3 protein-coding genes are annotated in these 3458 nt (G+C 60.1%); all 3 read left to right on the top strand.

Annotated elements, in window-relative coordinates:
* Window positions 1-1038 precede the first annotated feature (1038 nt).
* The 3 genes from Q0K07_RS12960 to Q0K07_RS12950 are packed head-to-tail and all read left to right on the top strand — an operon-like array spanning window position 1039 to window position 3327.
* A complete protein-coding gene (locus tag Q0K07_RS12960; RefSeq protein WP_294559778.1) occupies window positions 1039-1734 on the top strand; it encodes a 4Fe-4S binding protein in 696 nt (231 codons plus the stop codon).
* Complete coding sequence (locus Q0K07_RS12955) at window positions 1731-2492, top strand: protein-ADP-ribose hydrolase (protein WP_294559777.1); 762 nt, start codon at window positions 1731-1733, stop codon at window positions 2490-2492. Before Q0K07_RS12960 ends, Q0K07_RS12955 begins: the two co-directional genes overlap by 4 nt.
* Window positions 2443-3327: a hypothetical protein gene (locus tag Q0K07_RS12950; protein ID WP_294559776.1), complete on the top strand. Its 885-nt coding sequence runs from the start codon at window positions 2443-2445 to the stop codon at window positions 3325-3327. The genes Q0K07_RS12955 and Q0K07_RS12950 overlap by 50 nt, the downstream gene beginning before the upstream one ends.
* The last annotated feature ends 131 nt before the right edge of the window (window positions 3328-3458 follow it).

Here is a 3458-nt window from a genome sequence, read left to right as displayed (position 1 = left end):
AAGGACGTGAAGCAGAAGAGCGCCCCGGCGCAGAAGACCGGAAACGGCGATGCCGGAGACGGCGCGGAAAAGAAGGATGCGGATGCTGCGAAGGACGTGAAGCAGAAAAGCGCCTGAGGGACGTTTAAAAAAAGCACAAGGCCGGGTCTCCCGGCCTTTTTTGTCGGCACTATAGTTCGAGTACCGCAAACACCCGACTGCTCCGGACACACGGTACCGGCGCGGGACGTGCACGCTTCGGGTCGTGCTTACGGCGGAAGGGAATTCTGCCTGTATCCATCGGCCCGGCCTGACCTTTCCATCGCCCGGGTACCACAAAGGCCCGTCTGCGCCGGATACGCTGTACGGGGTGCAGGGCTTGTACGCCGGACATGACGTTTAACGCCGCGAGTGAATCGCGGCTACTTATGCCCGGCGGCCCGGCCTCCTGAAGGCTGGCCGGGTGCCCCACAGCGTTGATACACGGCCTTTCTTCGCAAACGGAAGCAGAATAAGGCGTTGATATACGGCCTTTTTTGTAAACAGAAGCAGAATGAAGCCTTGAAAAAAGCGTTATTTTTTGCAGACGAAACCCTCTTCCTGCGTTGAAAAGCGGCTGTTTCTGCCCAGACAAAAAACCGGCGTTTGAGCCATGCTTTTTTCAAAGGCGGGCGCGGAATAAAGCTGACACCGACATACAACGCCCCATATCCTGACATCCTTTCCTTTATCACTGTTTTCCGGCAACGGCCGGAAAACAGTCGGCCTGCGTGAGCGGGTCCGGCAGGACACGCTCACACTGAGGTGGCAGCCCATACGCCGTCTGCCGGAACCTTCCGCCTGCGCGGTACGAACGAGCAACAGCAGCGAGTCGAAGGAAAGCCTTTGTGTTCCCCCCACCGTTCCGCCCTGCCGGTCGAGGGGGCCCGGGGGGAATCATTCCCCCCGGAAAACTCTTTCTTCTTCCAGAATCCGGCAGACAGCGCGCACCTTGACAGAGAAGCATGAATGGTATATTTCGATATCGAACTAAATAACCGGGTACACAGGGGGGAGGTCATGACCATCAGAGAGATTTACGAGCGTTTCGACAGGATAGGCAGCTGTGTATTTGCGACGATCAACGGCGACACGCCCGAGAGCCGGGTAGCGCATTTTCTGGCCTGCGACGAGGAGGGGCTGTACTTCATGACCATGACGACCAAGCCTTTTTACCGTCAGCTCAAGGAAGGGGGGAAGGTATCGGTGTGCGGTCTGTCGGCTTCTCCGGAGGTGAGGCAGACGGAGGAAGGGCTTCTGGAAATGGATCCGGGGTATTTCATCCGTGTTACCGGCGACGTGCGCGAGGTGAGCATGGAAGAGATCAGGGCGAAGAACGATCCGGCCTTTGCCTACGGTATCGAGGATCAGCAGCGTTATCCGGCCATGACGACCTTTGTGCTGTACCGGGCCTGGGGAGAGATTTTCGATTACGATTTCGACATGAAGTTCCGGGACCACAAGCTGGAGCGGGAGCGTTTCAGCTTCGGCGGCCATCGAGTGGAAAAGGCCGGGCTGACCATTACCGGAGCATGCACAGGTTGCGGCAGGTGCATGGAGGTATGCACGTTCAAGGCCATACGGCGCGAAGGCGAGCGGTATGTCATCGACGGTTCGCGCTGCGACGAATGCGGCGACTGCTGGGTGCACTGTCCTGCCGGGGCCGTGCGGCATAAGGGGCTTCATGCCGGAGCAGAGGAGGGGGAGCGGATATGACGCAGGCAGAGAGAAGGGCGTACCTTATCAGGATGCTGCTTCAGGAGCGGCACGAGCGTTTTGTGCTTCCCGGGGATGAAGAGGCGCAGAAGCGTCTTCTGCGTGCGCTTTTCAATGTACGCGAGCCCGGGGAGGCGTCGGCGGAGTTTCTGGAGGTGCAGGATGCGTATCTTCGGGAGGAAATTCTTTCCCGCGGCATCACGCGCGACCGGGACCTTGTGCCCGTGCGCGACCGTTTCTGCATCTGGAAGGGGGATATCACCACTCTGGAATGCGGTGCCGTGGTGAACGCGGCAAACAGGCGCATGCTGGGCTGCTTTCATCCCAATCACGGCTGCATCGACAATGCCATCCACACCTTTTCCGGCGTGCAGCTCCGGCTTGCCTGCGACCGCGTCATGGGCGGCAAGCTGAAGAACACGGGGGAAGCCATTATTACCCCGGCCTTCAACCTGCCCTGCGATTTTGTGGTGCATGCCGTGGGCCCGGAGGTGCACGGCCCCCTCACGCCGGAGCACGAGAGGCTTCTTGCCGCAACCTATGTTTCCTGCCTCGAAGCTGCAGGGCGCGTCCATGTGCGCAGTATGGCCTTCTGCTGTCTTTCCACGGGGGAATTTCATTTTCCGCCCCTGAGAGCGGCGGAAATTGCGGTGGAAACAGTGAGCGCACACATCAACAACTATCCCTGGATGGAAAAGGTGATTTTCAATGTGTTCAAAGACAGCGACGCCGCGATATATCAGCGCCTGCTCGGATGATCCTGCCGGCCTGGCCGAGGCCCTCCGTGAGGCCGACGCCGTTCTTGTCGGCGCAGGCGCGGGACTTTCCGCCGCCGCAGGGCTTACCTATTCGGGGGAGCGCTTCCAGCGCCTTTTCCCCGACTTCATCAGGGCCTACGGCATAACCGACATGTATTCCGGCGGCTTCTATCCCTTCCGTACCCTGGAAGAGCGCTGGGCCTGGTGGAGCCGTCATGTCTGGTACAACCGCTACCAGCCCGGCTCCCTCCCCCTCTATGCGGAACTTCTGAAACTGGTGCAGGGAAAGGATTACTTCGTCCTCACCTCCAACGTGGATCATCAGTTCCGCCTCGCAGGCTTTCCCGGAGAGCGCCTTTTCTACATGCAGGGCGATTACGGCCTGTGGCAGTGCTCCGTGCCCTGCCACGAAAGCACCTACGACAACCGGGAACCTGTGCTGCGTATGGTCAGGGAACAGAAGGACCAGCGCATCCCTTCGGAACTCGTCCCCCGCTGCCCCCGCTGCGGCGCTCCCATGGCCATGAACCTGCGCTGCGACGATACCTTCGTGCAGGACGAAGGCTGGTTCGCCGCCAACGAACGCTACCGCGCCTTTGTGCGGGATCACGCCTCCTGCAGGCTCCTTCTGCTGGAACTCGGCGTGGGCTACAATACCCCCGGCATCATTAAATATCCCTTCTGGGAAATGGCGAAAAAGAACCCCCTCGCCACCTACGCCGCCCTCAACCTCGATACCCCCTGCATCCCCAGCCAGATCTCCGGCCGCGCCTTCTGGATTCGCCGCCCTATGGATCAGAGCATCCCCGCCCTGCTCAAACTGCAGAACGCATAGCCGAAAGGGCCGGAAGAGAGAAAGCCGCAAAGAGAGGAAGAGAAGAAAGGCAGAAAAGGCAGGAAAGGCACGCGGGGCGCCGCCCCGCACCCCGCCGGGGGGAATGATTCCCCCCGGGCCCCCTCAGTTTG

Source organism: uncultured Mailhella sp., from assembly GCF_944324615.1.
Classification (GTDB): Bacteria; Desulfobacterota; Desulfovibrionia; order Desulfovibrionales; family Desulfovibrionaceae; genus Mailhella.
The sequence above is the reverse complement of the archived record's forward strand: the minus strand, read 5'-3'. Positions and strand labels throughout refer to the sequence as shown.